This is a genomic window from Pseudacidovorax intermedius, from assembly GCF_003350475.1.
GTDB classification, from domain to species: Bacteria; Pseudomonadota; Gammaproteobacteria; order Burkholderiales; family Burkholderiaceae_C; genus Xenophilus; species Xenophilus intermedius.
This window is the reverse complement of the sequence record NZ_QQAV01000002.1, coordinates 86,218-99,701: the sequence shown is the minus strand read 5'-3', so window position 1 is coordinate 99,701 and position 13,484 is coordinate 86,218. Positions and strand designations below refer to the sequence as shown.

Sequence of the window (13,484 nt, the reverse complement as noted above, 5' to 3'; positions counted from 1 at the left end):
GCGCGGAGGAACAGCGGCAGATGGCGGTCGTGCTTTTCGACGGGGTGGCCTACGGCATGCTCCTCTTCCTGATGGCGGTGGGGCTGTCCGTGACCATGGGGCTGATGAACTTCGTCAACCTGGCGCACGGCAGCTTCGCCATGGCCGGCGGCTATGCGGCGGCGGTGCTGATGAATGCGCATGGCGTGGGCTTCGGCCTGGCACTGCTGGCAGCCTTCGTGGCCTCGGCGCTGCTGGGCGCGTTGCTGGAATGGCTGCTGTACCGGCGGCTCTACCGCGCGCATCCGCTGGACCAGGTGCTGCTGTCCATCGGCCTGGTGTTCGTCTCCATCGCGGCCTTCACCTGGCTCTTCGGGCCCACGCTGCAGCCCTTCACCCTGCCCGGCTGGCTGCAGGGCCAGGTCGAGGTGGTGGGCGTGGGGCTGGGCCGTTATCGCCTGTTCCTGATCGGCTGCGGCCTGGCGGTGCTGGCCGCCCTGCTGCTGGCGCTGGGCCGCACGCGCTACGGCGCCATGGTGCGCGCCGCGGTGGACAACCAGCACGTGGCGGCCGGCACCGGCATCCATGTGCAGCGGCTCTTTCTGCTGACCTTCTCGCTGGGCTGTGGCCTGGCCGGGCTGGGCGGTGCGCTGAGCCTGGGCGTGCTGGGGCTGGAGCCCGGCTTCGCCCTGAAGTACCTCGTCTACTTCCTGCTGGTGGTGTGCGTGGGCGGCGCCGGCACGATCACCGGTCCCTTCGCTGCGGCGCTTTTGGTGGGCATCGTCGACGTCGCCGGCAAATACTACCTGCCGCAGACCGGCGCCTTCCTGATCTACGGCGTGATGATCGTGATGCTGTTGCTGCGGCCCCATGGGCTGGTGGTGCGAAAAGGAGTGACGGCATGAGCGGCGTCGCACGCGCGCCCGGTCTGCAAGGCGGACATGCTTCGGGCGGAGCCCATTCGGTGAAGACGCCGCGCAGCCAGATCGCCGCCGAAGTGGCGTTCTGGGCGGCCCTGGCCAGCAGCTTCTTCCTGATGCCCGAGCAGCTCACGCTGATGAGCCAGGTGCTGATCTTCGGCCTGTTCGCCGTGTCGCTGGACATGGCGCTGGGCTACGCCGGCATCCTCACGGTTGGCCATGCGGCCTTCTTCGGCGCCGGCGCCTATGCGGCCGGCCTGCTGGCCAAGCATGGCTGGGGCGAGCCGATCAGCGGACTGGCCGCGGCCCTGGCCGTCGGCTTGGCGCTGGGCTGGCTGCTGAGCTGGCTGGTGGTGCGCGGCACCGACCTGGCGCGGCTCATGATCACCATCGCCGTCTGCGTGCTGCTGTACGAGCTGGCCAATCGCCTGTCGGCCATCACCGGCGGCACCGACGGCCTGCAAGGGATGGCGGTGTCGCCGCTGCTGGGCCGCTTCGAGTTCGACTTCTTCGGCCGCACGGCCTTCGTCTACAGCTTCGTGGTGGTGCTGGGCGTCTTCCTGGTGGTGCGGCGGGTGCTGCGCTCGCCCTTCGGCATGGCGCTGCGCGGCATCCACGACAACCGCAAGCGCATGCTGGCGCTGGGCACGCCGGTGGACGCGCGGCTGCGCATGGCCTATGCCTTCTCGGCCGGCGTGGCGGCCGTCGCCGGTGCCCTGCTGGCGCAGACCACGCAGTTCGTCGGCATCGAGTCCATCGGCTTCAACCGCTCGGCCGAGGTACTGATCATCCTGGTGCTGGGCGGCACCGGGCGGCTCTACGGCGGCATGCTGGGCGCGGTGGTCTACATGCTGGTGCACGACCGCTTCGCCGACATGAATCCGCAGTACTGGATGTTCTGGCTGGGGCTGTTCCTGATCGCTGCGGTGCTGGTGGGCCGCGGGGGGCTGATGGGCTTGCTGGCACGGCTGACGCAAGGCCGGCGCCGGGATGCGGGAGGTGCGGCGTGAGCAGGAGGTGTTTGATGAAGAAGGCTTTCCGCCCTGACGCCAGGCGCCGCACCGGCACCCACTCCGTTCGTCCTGAGCCTGTCGAAGGGCGAGACGGCGCGCAGGCGTGGGTTACGTCCCCGCTTCGACAAGCTCAGCCCGAACGGGCCAAGGGAACTCGGCCCAAACGGCCTGGGAGAACTCGGCCCGAACGGGCTGGGGATTGCCAGACCCAGTGGGATTTGCCATGACTGGCCCCGTTCTGCTCAGCACCCACGACCTCGGCGTGCGTTTCGGCGCCTTCCAGGCTGTGGCCGGCGTGAACCTTTCGCTCGCGGCCGGCGACCGGCATGCGCTCATCGGCCCCAACGGCGCCGGCAAGACCACGCTGATCAACCTGCTGACCGGCGTGCTCAAGCCCTCCGAAGGGCGTGTGCAGTTGGACGCGCAGGACGTGACCGCCTGGTCGCCCGATGCGCGGGTGCGCCGCGGCCTGGCCCGCACCTTCCAGATCAACGCCCTCTTCCCGCGTCTCACGCCCCTGCAGTCGGTGCTGCTGGCCCTGGCCGAGCGCGAGCGCATCGGCGCCGTGTGGTGGAAGCCGATGGGCCGCTACCGGCCGCTGCACGACGAGGCCGAGCGCTTGCTCGCGCTGCTGCGGCTGGGTGACCTGGCCCATGTGCCGGTGGCCGAGCTCGCCTACGGCAAGCAGCGCCTGCTGGAGATCGCCCTCGCCATGGCCACACGCCCACGCGTGCTGCTGCTGGACGAGCCAGCCGCCGGCGTGCCCAAGGACGAGAGCGGCGAGATCTTCGATGCCGTCGCCGCCCTGCCCACCGACGTGGCGGTGCTGTTCATCGAGCACGACATGCAACTCGTCTTCCGCTTTGCCCGCCGCATCTCGGTGCTGGTGGCAGGCCGGCAGCTGACCGAGGGCAGCCCGGCCGAGATCGCCGCCGACCCGCGGGTGCGCGAGGTGTACCTGGGCCGGGCCCACGCGCGGCTGCCCGTCGCGCCGCACGCGCCGGAGGCCGTCCATGGCTGAAGCAGCGCTGCAGCTCGAATTCGATGATGTGGTCGCCGGCTACGGCCAGGCGGTGGTCCTCGACCGACTGAGCTTTTCGCTCGCGCCCGGCCGCAGCCTGGCGATCCTAGGCCGCAACGGCGTGGGCAAGACCACGCTGCTGGAGACGCTGATGGGCCACACGCGCGTGACGCGCGGCGCCATCCGCTGGCAGGGCGAGGACATCACGCACTGGGCGCCGCACCGCCGCGCCCGCGCCGGCCTGGGCTGGGTGCCGCAGGAACGCGAGGTCTTTCCCTCACTCACCGTCGAAGAGAACCTGCGCGTGATCGCGCGGCCTGGCGCGTGGACGCTGGCGCGCGTCTTTGGCCTCTTCCCGCGCCTGCACGAGCGGCGCGGCAACCAGGGGCATCAGCTGTCGGGCGGCGAGCAGCAGATGCTGGCCATCGGCCGGGCGCTGATGACCAACCCGTCGCTGCTGCTGCTGGACGAACCGATGGAAGGCCTGGCGCCCATCGTGGTGGAGGAACTGGCCGCCGCCATCCGCCAGCTGTGCGAGGGCGAAGGCCTGGCCTCCGTCGTGGTGGAACAGCATCCGGTGCTGGCCCTGGAGATGACGCACGAGGCCATCGTGCTGGAGCGCGGCACGGTGGTGCATTCAGGGCCGAGCGCAACGCTGGCCCAGGATGCGGCACTGCTGGAAGGGCTTCTGGGCGTGGGCATCGCCGCCGAGGGCGCCTGAGGCCGGCTCAGAGCCGCGCTCCCGTCGCCGCCATCAGCTGCTCGCGGAAGGCCGCCACCGCCGGCGACGGCGAATGGGCCGGCGCCCTCAGAAGCGTGAGCATGCGCGCCACCTGCGGCCGGCCCACGGTGCGCACCTCCAGCCCATGCCAGACCGCCAGGGGCCGCAGCGCCATCGTCACCACGGCCACGCCCAGCCCTTCGCGGGCCAGGCCCATCATGGTCCAGGGCAGCGCGATCTCGAAGGCATAGTCCAGCGCGATGCCGCGCGCGGCCAGCTTCTCCTCCAGCAGCGTGCGCACCGGGTTGCCGGGCAGGTAGCCGATCACCGGCGACCGCGCCAGCTGCGACCACTCCAGCGCGCGGCGCGCCGCCAGCGGATGGTCGGGCGCCATCACCGCCACGAACTCGTCCGACTGCAGCGGCGAGGCCACCAGGTCGGTGCGGGCATCGGTCTGCGTGGCGATGCCCAGGTCGGCCGCGCCGCTGCGCACCAGCGCGTGGACCTCGTGCTCGGGCACGTCGTGCAGCACCACCCGCACGCCAGGATGCGACTCGCCAAAGGCGCGGATCACCGGCGGCAGCAGCAACGCGCACTGCGCATTGGGCGCCGCCACCGCCACCCGGCCGCGGGCGAAGCGGCCGAAGTCCTGCGCGTCGGCCACCAGGTGGTCCCAGTCCGCCACCAACCGGCGCGCAGCCGGCAGCAGCGCAGCGCCGGCATCGGTCATGCGGCAGGCGCGGGTGTGGCGGTCGAACAGGCGCGCGCCCAGTTCCCGCTCCAGCTTGCCCAGCGCCGCACTGAGCGAGGACTGCGACATGCCCAGGCGCTCCGCGGCCCGCGTGAAATGACCGCTTTCGGCCACAGCCAGGAAAACCCTGAGCTCCGGCAGGGAAGACTTGATTGCCAAGGGAAACCGCCCTTTCCGCGCCCATTGATCGGAAGACGCGATTGAATTATCGGATTGACCTTCTTTGACGATTTTTGGCTTTCTCTATGCTTCGCGCCAGCCCCACGATGAGGGCGAGGAGTTCGTCCCCATGAGTTCGTCTGCTTCGTTGTCCGTCCACCCCGTCGACCAGAAGCTGCCCGGCGGCAAGCTGGCCGCGCTGGGCCTGCAGCATGTGCTGGTGATGTATGCCGGTGCCGTCGCCGTGCCGCTGATCGTGGGCCGTGCGCTCAAGCTCAGCCCCGACGAGGTGGCGCTGCTGATCTCGGCCGACCTGTTCTGCTGCGGCCTGGTCACGCTGATCCAGGCCCTGGGCGCCACGCAGTGGTTCGGCATCCGGCTGCCGGTGATGATGGGCGTGACCTTCGCTTCCGTGGCGCCGATGGTGGCCATTGCCAACGGCAACCCGGGCCAGGCCGGGGCGCAGTTGCTCTTCGGCTCGATCATCGGCGCGGGCATCGTCTCGATCCTGATCGCGCCGCTGGTCAGCCGCATGCTGCGCTTCTTTCCACCGGTGGTGACCGGCACCATCATCGCGGTCATCGGCATCACGCTGATGCGCGTGGGCATCAACTGGATCTTCGGCAACCCGGTGGGCCCAACGGCCCCGGCCGTGGTGGACCCGGCCTATGCCAAGTGGCTGGCCGATGTCACGTCGCCCGGCTCCTCGCTGCCACCGGCGCCCAATGGCATCGCGCTGATGCCCACGGTGCCCAACCCCAAGTACGCGGACCTGTCCGGCGTGGGCATCTCGGCGCTGGTGCTGGTGTCCATCCTGCTGATCGTGAAGTTCGCCAAGGGCTTCGTCGCCAACATCTCGGTGCTGCTGGGCATCGTCATCGGTGCCATCGCGGCGGCGGCCATGGGCCTGATGACCTTCGACAAGGTGGCCAAGGCCGCCTGGGTGGACGTGGTGCTGCCCTTCCACTTCGGCATGCCCATCTTCGACCCGGTGCTGATCTTCACCATGACGCTGGTGATGATCGTGGTGATGATCGAATCGACCGGCATGTTCCTCGCGCTGGGCGAGATGACCGATCGCAAGGTGAGCCAGCAGGACCTGGCGCGCGGCCTGCGCACCGACGGCCTGGGCACGCTGATCGGCGGCATCTTCAACACCTTTCCGTACACCAGCTTCTCGCAGAACGTGGGCCTGGTGGCCGTGACCGGCGTGAAGAGCCGCTTCGTCTGCGTGGCTGGCGGCGTGATCCTGATCGTGCTGGGCCTGCTGCCCAAGATGGCGGCACTGGTGGAGTCGCTGCCCACCGTGGTGCTGGGCGGTGCGGGCCTGGTGATGTTCGGCATGGTGCTGGCCACCGGCATCCGCATCCTGAGCGGGGTGGACTTCAAGACCAACCGCCACAACGCCATGATCGTGGCCGTCTCCATCGGCATCGGCATGATTCCGCTGCTGGCGCCCAACTTCAAGCAGTGGATGCCGCACGGCATTCATCCGCTGATCGAGTCGGGCATCCTGCTGACCTCGATCACGGCCGTGGTGCTGAACCTGTTCCTGAACGGCGCGCGGCATGACGAGGCGGCGAGCATCGCCGCGGCGCGGCAGGCGGAGGCGCACTGAGCGGAGGTCCTCCCGTCGTTCGCCATGAAGAAAGCCGCCGGGGCGACCTGGCGGCTTTTTGCTTTGTTGCGGTCAGCTCCGGCTGTGTCAGCCCCTGCAGAAGCTGCGTGAACCGCAGCGTCAGAAACTGTAGGTGCCGCCCATCCCCACGGTCCACGTCCGCCCCGGCGCCGGCTCGAAGTAGCGCGCATTGCCCTCGTTGACGATCACCGAGCCGGCATAGCGTCGGTCGAACAGGTTGTCGATGCGGGCGAAGGCGTTCAGGTCCCAGCGGCCGAGCTTGAGCACATAGCCCGCGTGCAGGGCCGCCACCGCATAGCCCGGCGCACGGGCCGTGTTCAGGTCGTTGGCCCAGACCTTGGCCACGGCGCGCAACTCGGCGCCGGCGCGCCAGCCCTGCGGCGGCATCCAGCCATAGCTGGCGTAAAGCGACTGGCTGGCCACGCCCGGCAGGCGGCGGCCGGCCGGCACGAAGTTGGCGGCGCCGCAGGGCGTGGGCGTGCAGAAGCCGTCCTGGTAGCGCGCGTCGAGCCAGGTGTAGGCCAGCTGCGTGCGCCAGTGGTCCTCGGTCTCGTGCTGCCAGCCCAGCTCGACGCCCTGGCGCTTGGTACGGCCGGCATTGCGGAATGTGGAGCGGCCGCCCACGTTGGTGTCGGTGACGATCTCGTCCTTCGTGCGGGTCTCGAACAGCGCTGCCGTGAGCATGCCGCCGGCCATGCGTGCCTTGGCGCCCAGTTCCACGTTGTCGCTCACCGAGGGGCGCAGGCCGAAGTTGAGGCCACCCACGCCGTCCGATCGGTACGAGAGCTCGTTGAGCGTCGGCGTCTCGAAGCCACGGCCGGCCGACACATACAACGCCAGGTCGCGCATCGGCGTCCAGCGCAGCGAGGCCACCGGCAAGGTGCGGCTGTAGGTGGCGATGCCGCTGTCGTCGCCGTTGGCGGCGGTGATGTAGCGGTCCTGCGAGTCGAAATGCACGCGGCTGCGGCGCACGCCGAACTCGGCCGACCAGTCAGGTGCGAAGCGCCAGGTGGCCTGCGCGTAGGGGTCGACGTTGAAGACTTCGTTGCACTCGTTGCGGCGCAGCCGGCCCTGCACGCCCAGCAACGGCTGCGCCGGGCTGCCCAGGTAGTTCTCGTAGCCGCGCCGCCATTCGCGCAGGCTGTCGTAGCCCAGGCCAGCCACCAGCTCGAAGGGTCGCCCGGCCAGGTCGAACTTGCCGCTCCAGCGCAGGTCGGCGCCGGCATAGTGGCGGTCCAGATCGATGACACCGCCGGCATGGCGCGGGTTCTGCTGCGCCGAGGGCGGGATGGACTGGTACTGCGTGGTGCCGCGCTCGCCGCCGTAGAGCATCACCCGCAGCGACTGCTGCGCGCCCAGCGGCTGCTCGAACACCACGCCGGCCTGGCTCTGGGTCACGGTCTTGCGGGTGTTGTACTGCGTCGCCAGGTCGGCGCTGCGCGGCGCGGTGGCGAACTGCTGCGCCGTGAGGCCCAGCGGGTCCTGCGCATCGACCGTCACGCGGTTGAACACCAGCGTGAGCTTGCCGCCCTGGTCGAGGTCGATGCCCACGCGCCCATTGGCCAGGTCGCGCTGCGCGGCCGAATGCGCGCGCCAGCCATCGGTCGAATAGCGGCTCGCGCTGAGCCGCCAGTCGACGGCGCCCTGCTTGCCGCTGCCGACCAGGCCCGTGCGCCAGGTGCCGTTGCTGCCGCCGGCCACGCTGTACGACAGGCTGGCCGGTGCCTCGCCCGACGCCGTGAAGGCCTGCACCACGCCGCCGGACGAATTGCCGTACAGGGCCGAGAACGGCCCGCGCAGCACGTCGATGCGCTCCAGCGAGGCGATGTCGATGTTGGAGGTCTGGCCTTGCCCGTCGGGCAGCGTGGCGGGAATGCCGTCCACATACAGCCGCACGCCGCGCACGCCGAAGGTGGAGCGGGCGCCGAAGCCGCGGATGGAGAGTTGCAGGTCCTGCGCGAAGTTCTGCCGGTCGCGGATCTGCAGGCCCGGCACGGCGCCCAGGCCTTCGCTCAGTTGCGCGCCCAGCCGGTTGTCGCGCAGATCGGCGCCCTCGACGCGATCCACCGAGCCCGGCACGGCAAACGCCGGCTTCGGGCCGCTGGGCGTGCTCACCGTCACCTCGGGCAGCTGTCCGGCCACCGACACCTGCGCGGCGGCCACCCCCGCCTGGGCCGTCGCCACCACCACCCCCACCGTCTTCGCCATGCGCCATGTATTCATGGGCGGGCATTCTGCGGGAGGCCGACGCCCGGCCGCGTCGGTGCAGGCGCCTATTGCCGTGCCCGGTCGACCGTGGGACGCAATGGCACGCGCGACGGTGGCGCTGCCGCAGCCGCCTCGTGCGTGGGCGGAACGTGACGACTCAACGCCGCAGCCAGCCCCACCAGAGGCAGGCGGCCACGGGCGCGCCCAGGGTCAGCCAGCCCAGCCAGTCGCCGAAGCCGCCGTCGCTGAACAGCGAAGAGACCAGGCCGATGGCGGTCGAGACGCCGAAGACGAGCGGCCAGCCCCACAAGCCGCCCCAGGGACGACGGTCGGCGCCGGGATTCGCTGGCGCGCCATCGGCGACGCTCGCCCCACGATGCCCCGTGGCATCCGCCGGACGGGCGCTCATCGCAGGGACTCCAGGCGCGTGCGTGCCTGCACGGGCTGCGGCTGCAGGGGCGCGGGGCGTTCAGCGTTGGCCGAGGGGGCGCCCGCCTTGCCTTGTGACCGGTGCACATGCGCCGGATCGCCCTTGCGCAGCCACAGGTACAGGCCGCTGCCCAGCACGATGATGGTCGCGATGTCCAGCAGCGCCCACAGGATCTGCATCGGCATGCCGCCGTAGTCGCCGAAGTGCAGCGGCTGCGACACCAGCAGCGCCGTCACGTACCACGGCAGCTTCGGCGCCGCGGTGACCTCTGCCGTACGTGCATCCACCAGCACCGGCTGCAGCAGCCGCGAGGTGAGCGGCTCCTGCCCGCGCAGGAAGAAGGTGGTGTGGTGCGGGCTCGAGAACGCCGTGCCCGGGAACGCAATGAAGGACAGGCGCTTGTCGGGGGCCTGGGCCTTGGCGGCCTCGAGCGCCCGCTGCAGCGGCGCGCGCTCGGCCACCGGCACCAGCGGCTGGCCCTGGTAGGGCGCGAGCAGCGCGCTCAGTTGGTCGTGCTGCCAATACTTGATGACGAGGTCGGCCCAGGTGTTGATCATGCCCGTGGCGCCCACCACGAAGGCCCAGGTCAGGGTGACGATGCCCAGCAGGTTGTGCAGGTCCAGCCACTTGGCGCGCGGCCGTCTGTCGCGCCGCACCGTGCCGAATTCGAGCTTGCGCATGAAGGGCGCGTACAGCACCGTGCCGCTGACCAGCGCCACCAGCAACAAGAGGCCCATGAGCCCCAGGAAGAGCTTGCCCGGAAGGCCGGCGAACAGGTCGACGTGCAGCTTGAACATGATCCACATGAAGCCCTGGTCGAAGCGCGGCTGGGCCAGCACCTGGCCGGTGCGCGCGTCCACCGCCACCGAGCGGAAATCGTCGGTGGGCGCGGGCGTCGGCGTCAGGGTGACGAACCAGATGTCCTCGCTGTCCTCGTCGTGCGAGGCGAACTGCACCACCCGGTCCGGATGCTGGGCGCGCGCCACTTCGAGCGCGCGGTCCAGGCTCACGCGCGGCGTGTCGGCGGGCATCTTCGGTGCCTCCACCTCGGTGCCGAGCAGGTGGCCGATCTCGTGGTGGAAGATCAGCGGCAGGCCCGTGAGGCACAACAGGAGCATGAGCGCCGTACAGACGAGGCTGCTCCATTTGTGCACCCAGGCCCAGGTCTTGATGGTCTTGCTGTCCATGCGCATATCGTGGGGTCCCGGCGATGCCGATCAGAAGCGGTAGGTGGCGCTGGCCACGATGTTGCGGCGGGCGCCCCACCAGCAGTCGCCGCGCGACAGGCAGGTGCTGTAGTACACCTTGTCGGTCGCGTTGTTCACGTTGAGGGCGTAGCGCCATTGGTCGGTCTCGTAGGCGAAGACGAAGTCCAGCAGCGCCACCGACGGGATCTGCGGCCCGGCGGCGCCGCCCGAGGTGTCGCGGAAGCTGCCCATGTAGCGCACGCCCGCGCCGGCCGAGAAGCCGGGCGTGCCCGCGATGGCGAAGCGGTACTTGGCCCAGACGCTCGCCTGGTGGCGCGGCAGGCCCTCCAGCAGCGGATCGAGGTCGGTGTAGTTGTAGTGGGCCACGACATCCAGGTCGCGCGTGAGCGAGCCCTTGGCCTCCAGTTCCACGCCGCGCGTGCGGGTGACACCCAACTGGTCGAAGACATTGGGCAGGGTCTGGACGATCTGGTTCTTTTCCTTCAGGTCGTAGACGGCGGCGCTGAAGGCCAATGATCGGCCCGGCGGCTCGTAGCGCACACCGGCCTCCCATTGCTCGCCCCGCAAGGGCCTGAAGGTCTGCCCCAGGCGCGGCGACTGCGGCGTGAAGGACTCGGCATAGCTCAGGTACGGCGCCCAGCCGGAGTCGAAGCCGTAAAGCACGCCGAAGCGGTGGGTATTGGCCGAGTCGCGCTGCGCCTCGCTGCCGTCGGACTGGCTGCGGGTGCTGTCGTGGCGCAGGCCGGCCACGAAGGTCCAGCGGCCGAGCTTCATCTGGTCCTGCACGTAGATGCCGGACTGCCGCTGCTCGGTGCGCGGCAGCGGCGCACGCACCGGCGACTGCACGTTGCCGTACACCGGTGCGTAGGCGTCGATGGTGCTGTAGCTGGTGCCGCTCCACACGCGCTCGTGCTGGCGGGAGAAGTCGGCGCCCAGCAGCAGCGTGTGCTGCAGCGCGCCGGTGGCGAAGCGGCCCTCGACATGGTTGTCGAGGTTGGCGATCTGGTTGCGGGTCAGGCTGCTGTCGGTGTAGCGGCCCAGCCGACGCTGGCCGATCGGGTCCGCGCCCCAGCCGCCGGGGATGGTGAAGAAGTCCCCGTAGCTGTAGTGCGCGTCGTTCACGTTGCGCGCCACGCGGAAGTTCTGCCGCACGGCCCACTGGTCGTTGAAGCGGTGCTCGAACTGCCAGCCGAAAGTGCGGCGGGTGCTGTCGTAGTGGTCGCCGGCCTCGCCGATGAAGCGGTCGGTGGGCAAACGGCCATTCGGGTTGGGCAGGATCGTGCCCTGCCACGGGAAGAACTGCGACGAGCTGCCGCTCTTGTCCTGCTGCCACAGGCCCTGCAGGGTCAGCGACGTCATGGCCGTGGGCCGCCAGGTGAGCGAGGGCGCAAGCAGTTGCCGGTCGTCCGGCACATGGTCGACCTGCGTGTCGGACTTGCGGGCCACGGCGATCAGCCGATAGGCCAGCGTGCCTTCGGCATTCAGCGGGCCGGTCAGGTCGGCCTGCAGCTGGCGGCGGTTCCAGCTGCCCAGCTGCACGCCCACTTCGCGCTGCGTCTCGAACAGCGGCCGCTTGCTGACCATGTTGACCACGCCCGCGGCCGTGCCGGCGCCGAAGAGCATGCCGGAAGGTCCGCGCAGCACTTCCAGCCGCTCGAGCGTGTAGGGGTCGGTGCGGGTGGTGCTGGTGTAGTAGCCGTAGGCCTGCTTGAGGCCGTCGAGGTAGACGTCCGGCGTCGAGCCGCGCACGCGCACGGCATCGTTGCGCGAGTCCAGGCCGTAGGCGTCCGAGCGCACGCCAGCGGCATAGCCCAGCGCGTCCTGCAGGTTCGTGGCGCCCTGGTCCACGATCTGGTCGCGCGTCACGATGGTCACGGATTGCGGCGTCTCGGCCAGGGGGGTGTCGGTCTTGGTGGCCGTGGCGCTGCGCGTGGCGCGGTAGCCGATGACCGGCGAGGTGGCGGTCTCGGCCGGTGCCTCGGCATCGACACGCACCGTCGGCAAGGTGCTCGCAGCCGATGAAACCGCGGGTACCTGGGCCGAGGCTGTGGCCGTGCTCAGCAGAAGTACCCAGGCGCTCTGGACCACCCCTGGGCGGCGCGGAGACGGCAACGATGCGTCGAAAGGCATGGACAAGCGACCCTCATAACAATACAACTGAGAACAATTTTTATTCTAAGTTGACGTGATGCTGACGCTGCGGCATGGGCTGGCGCCGCCTGTGGGAATGCAAGGTGGCCGCCATTGAAAAAGGCGCCCGCAGGCGCCTATGAAAAAAGACACGGGCCGGCCTCTGGCCTCCTCGCGCAGGGTGGGCTTATTCAGCGCCTTGCTGGGCAGCGCTCGTGTTGCCGCGGATCGCCCAGGTGGTACCGCCGACCACGGTGCTCGGAGCGATGCCGGCGAAGAAGCGCTGGTCGCCCCGCGAGCCGACCTGCACGTTCTGGTCGGGCGCATGGGCAGCCGCGACGGCTTCGGCCTGCACCGAGGCGCGCAGGCGCGGCGAGCTCATCACCGGCGTGGTGTGAGCCAGGGCGCCTTCGGCGTAGAGATCGGGGCCATGGGCGGCAGCGACACCCTGGGTCTGCACTTCGGCGCGGCTGAGGTTGGAGTTGAACTGGAGCACGCCTTCGTATTCCTCGGCATGAACGGCACCGGCGGCGGCGAACAGGGCGAGCGCGGCGGCAGCGAGGGTCTTGGAAGTCTTGGTCATGATGTTGTCCTTTTCTGTAGCGAGGATGGGTCACCCACTAAGAGCCTGCGGGGCGACGGGTCGTCGCCGGGCGGTGCCGGCGCTGGGGTTTCATCGGCGCCGTGGAATGAATGATGCGCCCGCAAAGCCGCTTCACTGCCTGCCGGCCCGCGGTCGAAGCGTTTCCATTACGCGAACAATGAAAGAATCCAATACCCACGATTGTTCGCACCAGCTTGTCAAGGCCAGCTCTGCCAGTTGCCGTCCAGACAGGCTGTAGGCCCGCGCCCAGTTGAAACGCCGCCAAAAGTCCTTATGATTAGCACTCGCTGGCGGTGAGTGCTAACAGCACCGGCGCCAAGTGGATGGCAGGGCCTCGCTGCCCTGCCGCACAACCCTCATTCCGTCCCTCTTCCAGGAGATTCCAATGAAACTTCGTCCTCTGCACGATCGCGTGATCGTCAAGCGCGTTGAAAGCGAAACCAAGACCGCCTCGGGCATCGTGATTCCCGACAACGCCGCCGAGAAGCCGGACCAGGGTGAAGTCCTGGCCGTCGGCCCCGGCAAGCGCAACGACAAGGGCGACTTCGTGGCCCTGAACATCAAGGTCGGCGACCGCGTGCTGTTCGGCAAGTACTCCGGCCAGACCGTCAAGGTCGATGGCGAAGAGCTGCTGGTCATGAAGGAAGACGACCTGTTTGCGGTCGTCGAGAAGTAATCAATCCCCGGATCTAGGAGAAACA

General features: G+C 69.5%; 12 protein-coding genes. 6 read left to right on the top strand and 6 right to left on the bottom strand.

Annotated features, from left to right (window positions below; all coding sequences use genetic code 11):
* Positions 1-20 precede the first annotated feature (20 nt).
* From DFR41_RS07110 to DFR41_RS07095, 4 genes are all read left to right on the top strand, one after another.
* On the top strand, positions 21-884 hold the full coding sequence (locus DFR41_RS07110; protein WP_114802269.1) for a branched-chain amino acid ABC transporter permease: 864 nt from the start codon (positions 21-23) through the stop codon (positions 882-884).
* Positions 881-1,909, top strand: a complete 1,029-nt coding sequence (locus DFR41_RS07105; protein ID WP_114802268.1) for a branched-chain amino acid ABC transporter permease — start codon at positions 881-883, stop codon at positions 1,907-1,909. Before DFR41_RS07110 ends, DFR41_RS07105 begins: the two co-directional genes overlap by 4 nt.
* Positions 1,910-2,135: 226 nt before the next feature.
* Positions 2,136-2,933, top strand: a complete 798-nt coding sequence (locus tag DFR41_RS07100; RefSeq protein WP_017760386.1) for an ABC transporter ATP-binding protein — start codon at positions 2,136-2,138, stop codon at positions 2,931-2,933.
* Complete coding sequence (locus tag DFR41_RS07095; RefSeq protein ID WP_017760387.1) at positions 2,926-3,654, top strand: ABC transporter ATP-binding protein; 729 nt, start codon at positions 2,926-2,928, stop codon at positions 3,652-3,654. Before DFR41_RS07100 ends, DFR41_RS07095 begins: the two co-directional genes overlap by 8 nt.
* A gap of 7 nt (positions 3,655-3,661) precedes the next feature.
* On the opposite strand, the gene DFR41_RS07090 is transcribed toward DFR41_RS07095, so the two are convergent.
* The gene (locus DFR41_RS07090; protein WP_114802267.1) at positions 3,662-4,564 is read right to left on the bottom strand and encodes a LysR family transcriptional regulator; all 903 of its coding nucleotides are present in this window, start codon (positions 4,562-4,564) and stop codon (positions 3,662-3,664) included.
* Between the two features lie 130 nt (positions 4,565-4,694).
* Here DFR41_RS07090 and DFR41_RS07085 point away from each other — a divergent pair, with 130 nt between their 5' ends.
* The gene (locus DFR41_RS07085) at positions 4,695-6,182 is read left to right on the top strand and encodes a nucleobase:cation symporter-2 family protein (protein ID WP_114802266.1); all 1,488 of its coding nucleotides are present in this window, start codon (positions 4,695-4,697) and stop codon (positions 6,180-6,182) included.
* A gap of 120 nt (positions 6,183-6,302) precedes the next feature.
* Here the strand turns inward: DFR41_RS07085 and DFR41_RS07080 are convergent, their stop codons facing one another.
* The 5 genes from DFR41_RS07080 to DFR41_RS07060 all read right to left on the bottom strand — a co-directional run bounded on the left by DFR41_RS07080 (position 6,303) and on the right by DFR41_RS07060 (position 12,762).
* Positions 6,303-8,411 (bottom strand): TonB-dependent receptor family protein, encoded by a 2,109-nt coding sequence (locus DFR41_RS07080; protein ID WP_425326693.1) that lies wholly within the window; start codon positions 8,409-8,411, stop codon positions 6,303-6,305.
* Positions 8,412-8,568: 157 nt separating this feature from the next.
* A complete protein-coding gene (locus DFR41_RS07075; RefSeq protein ID WP_114802264.1) occupies positions 8,569-8,820 on the bottom strand; it encodes a hypothetical protein in 252 nt (83 codons plus the stop codon).
* Positions 8,817-10,028, bottom strand: coding sequence for a PepSY-associated TM helix domain-containing protein (locus DFR41_RS07070; RefSeq protein ID WP_114802263.1), 1,212 nt, complete (start codon positions 10,026-10,028; stop codon positions 8,817-8,819). The genes DFR41_RS07075 and DFR41_RS07070 overlap by 4 nt, the downstream gene beginning before the upstream one ends.
* Before the next feature lie 30 nt (positions 10,029-10,058).
* Positions 10,059-12,179, bottom strand: a complete 2,121-nt coding sequence (locus DFR41_RS07065) for a TonB-dependent siderophore receptor (RefSeq protein WP_114802525.1) — start codon at positions 12,177-12,179, stop codon at positions 10,059-10,061.
* Positions 12,180-12,366: 187 nt separating this feature from the next.
* Entirely contained in the window at positions 12,367-12,762 is a 396-nt protein-coding gene (locus DFR41_RS07060) for a hypothetical protein (RefSeq protein ID WP_114802262.1), read from the bottom strand.
* A 406-nt stretch (positions 12,763-13,168) separates the two neighbouring features.
* On the opposite strand from DFR41_RS07060, the gene groES reads away from it, so the two are divergent.
* The gene (gene groES, locus DFR41_RS07055) at positions 13,169-13,459 is read left to right on the top strand and encodes a co-chaperone GroES (protein ID WP_038211938.1); all 291 of its coding nucleotides are present in this window, start codon (positions 13,169-13,171) and stop codon (positions 13,457-13,459) included.
* Positions 13,460-13,484: the final 25 nt, after the last annotated feature.

Excerpts from the sequence above, each read along its gene's own strand:
- DFR41_RS07110 (WP_114802269.1), top strand. The coding sequence starts at position 21 with ATGGCGGTCGTGCTTTTCGACGGGGTGGCCTACGGCATGCTCCTCTTC.
- DFR41_RS07105 (WP_114802268.1), top strand. The coding sequence starts at position 881 with ATGAGCGGCGTCGCACGCGCGCCCGGTCTGCAAGGCGGACATGCTTCG.
- DFR41_RS07100 (WP_017760386.1), top strand. The coding sequence starts at position 2,136 with ATGACTGGCCCCGTTCTGCTCAGCACCCACGACCTCGGCGTGCGTTTC.
- DFR41_RS07095 (WP_017760387.1), top strand. The coding sequence starts at position 2,926 with ATGGCTGAAGCAGCGCTGCAGCTCGAATTCGATGATGTGGTCGCCGGC.
- DFR41_RS07085 (WP_114802266.1), top strand. The coding sequence starts at position 4,695 with ATGAGTTCGTCTGCTTCGTTGTCCGTCCACCCCGTCGACCAGAAGCTG.
- DFR41_RS07080 (WP_425326693.1), bottom strand. The coding sequence starts at position 8,411 with ATGGCGAAGACGGTGGGGGTGGTGGTGGCGACGGCCCAGGCGGGGGTG.
- DFR41_RS07075 (WP_114802264.1), bottom strand. The coding sequence starts at position 8,820 with ATGAGCGCCCGTCCGGCGGATGCCACGGGGCATCGTGGGGCGAGCGTC.
- DFR41_RS07070 (WP_114802263.1), bottom strand. The coding sequence starts at position 10,028 with ATGGACAGCAAGACCATCAAGACCTGGGCCTGGGTGCACAAATGGAGC.
- DFR41_RS07065 (WP_114802525.1), bottom strand. The coding sequence starts at position 12,179 with ATGCCTTTCGACGCATCGTTGCCGTCTCCGCGCCGCCCAGGGGTGGTC.
- DFR41_RS07060 (WP_114802262.1), bottom strand. The coding sequence starts at position 12,762 with ATGACCAAGACTTCCAAGACCCTCGCTGCCGCCGCGCTCGCCCTGTTC.
- groES (WP_038211938.1), top strand. The coding sequence starts at position 13,169 with ATGAAACTTCGTCCTCTGCACGATCGCGTGATCGTCAAGCGCGTTGAA.